Here is a 2,250-nt window from a genome sequence, read left to right on the forward strand (position 1 = left end):
TGGCGCCGACGGCGCCGACTCCGTGGATGTTCGACATGAAAATACCCTCCTCGTCAGACCCCTCTTCGGGGAGTCTTCACGCCAGTGCAGGGATTCGTCTAGGGGCGCAGGCCCCTCTGGTCAGCCGCTGGCGCGGGCCACCGCCACCTCTGTGTCGGCGGTCTGCTGTGTGCGGGCGGTGTGGCGTTCGACCGACGCCTTCACGAAATCGCGGAACAGAGGGTGAGGCCGACCAGGTCGCGTCTTGAACTCGGGATGGAACTGGCAGGCCAGGAACCAGGGGTGATCGGTGAGCTCCACGATCTCGACCAGGTTGCGCTCGGGCCATCGACCGCTGAAGCGCATGCCCGCTTTTTCGAGAGCGGGAACGAGGGCATTGTTGACCTCGTAGCGGTGGCGGTGGCGCTCGGAGATCTCGTCTGCCTCGTAGGCCGCGTGCGCCAGGGTGTTCGGCTCGAGCTTGCAGGGATAGGCCCCCAGGCGCATGGTGCCGCCCATGTCGACCCCCTCCTGATTGGGGAGAAGGTGCACGACCGGATGCGGGGAGTGCGCGTCGACCTCGGTGGAGTGGGCCTGGTTCCATCCCAGAACGTTGCGCGCGAACTCGACCACAGCCCACTGCAGGCCGTAGCAGATGCCCAGGTACGGGATCTTGCGCGTGCGCGCGTACTCGATGGCCTTCACCTTCCCCTCGATGCCGCGGCTGCCGAAGCCTCCCGGCACGAGGATGCCATCGGTGCTGGCGAACAGCTCGTCGAGCGCGACGGTGCCATTGACCAGGTCTTCCGCGTCGATGCGGTGGATGTCGACGGCCACGTTGTTGAAGGCGCCAGAGTGCTGCAGCGACTCTTCGATGGACAGGTAGGCGTCCTTGAGCTCGACGTACTTGCCCACCAGGGTGATGCGCACCTTGCCCGCGGGCTTCTTGATGCGCTTCACGAGCTGCTTCCAAGCCTCGAGCTCGGGCGTGGTGGCGGGCAGCCGCAGCTTCTGGGTGACCAGGCTGCCGAGCCCCTGCTTCTCCATGAGCAGCGGGATCTCGTAGATGCAGTCAACGTCCTTGCTCTCGATGATGGCCTCTTCCTCGACGTCGCAGTAGAGCGCGATCTTGGCGCGCATCTCGCGGTTGAGGCCCTTCTGGGTGCGGCAGACGATGATCTCCGGGTGGATGCCGATGGCCCGCAGCTCTTTCACGCTGTGCTGCGTGGGCTTCGTCTTCAGCTCGCCCGCGGCCCCCAGATGAGGCACGAGGGTGAGGTGGATGTAGAGCACGTTCCCCTCGCCGGCGTCTTTCTTGAACTGGCGGATGGCCTCGATGAAGGGGAGGCTCTCGATGTCTCCCACCGTGCCCCCGATCTCTACCAGGGCGACGTCGGCGTCGCTCTCCTCGGCGACCTTGCGGATCTCGGCCTTGATCTGGTCGGTGATGTGCGGGATGACGCGCACCGTGTCGCCGAGGTAGTCTCCGCGGCGCTCACGCGAGATCACCGTGTTGTAGACCTTGCCCGTGGTCACGTTGTTCGAGGCGGCCAGGTTCTCGTCGATGTAGCGCTCGTAGTGCCCCAGATCGAGATCGGTCTCGGCGCCGTCGTCGGTGACGTACACCTCGCCGTGCTGATACGGGTTCATGGTTCCCGCGTCGACGTTGATGTACGGGTCGAGCTTCTGGATGGTGACGCGGAGGCCGCGTGCCTTCAGCAGCGTTCCGAGGGACGATGTGACGATGCCTTTCCCGATGGACGAGACGACGCCGCCGGTGACGAAGATGTACTTGTGCTTCTTGTGCGCCATGAGCCTTCTTCCGATGCGCGGGCACGTATCGAGCGCCGCGTGAGGCGCCCGGCCCGAGGGTTCATTCGTAGTTGAGGACCACGATCCTCGTGCGCTGGGGCAGCCGCGGGAGGTCGACGTCGACGGCCATGGTAGCGGCCTGCTCCACGTTGTCCATTCGCGAGAGGAAGGAGTCGATGGGCTCGTGGGCGAGGTCGGTGCCCTCACAGTGCGTGGTGAGGTAGTGCATCGGGAACACGAGGTTGGGGTTCAGCTGGTTCATGACGAGCGCCGCCTCGGTGGGCTCGAGGGTGCAGTGCCCCCCCACAGGAAGGAAGAGCACGTCGACCTTGCCCAGCGTCTTGACCTGCTGCTCGGTGAGCAGGTGCCCCAGGTCACCCAGGTGACAGAAGTGAACCCCTTCCACGAACCAGTGGAAGACGGTGTTCGGGCCGCGGCGGCGCCCCGCGAACTTGTCGT

Annotated in this window: 2 protein-coding genes; both read right to left on the reverse strand. The window is 65.3% G+C overall.

Annotation, left to right across the window (positions count from 1 at the left end):
* Positions 1-120: 120 nt before the first annotated feature.
* The gene (locus EB084_24040; GenBank protein ID NDD31334.1) at positions 121-1,791 is read right to left on the reverse strand and encodes a CTP synthase; all 1,671 of its coding nucleotides are present in this window, start codon (positions 1,789-1,791) and stop codon (positions 121-123) included.
* A 61-nt stretch (positions 1,792-1,852) separates the two neighbouring features.
* A partial coding sequence (locus EB084_24045; GenBank protein NDD31335.1) for an MBL fold metallo-hydrolase occupies positions 1,853-2,250 on the reverse strand: 398 nt, incomplete at its 5' end.

The sequence above is a fragment of the Pseudomonadota bacterium genome (assembly GCA_010028905.1).
Lineage (GTDB): Bacteria > Vulcanimicrobiota > Xenobia > RGZZ01 > RGZZ01 > RGZZ01.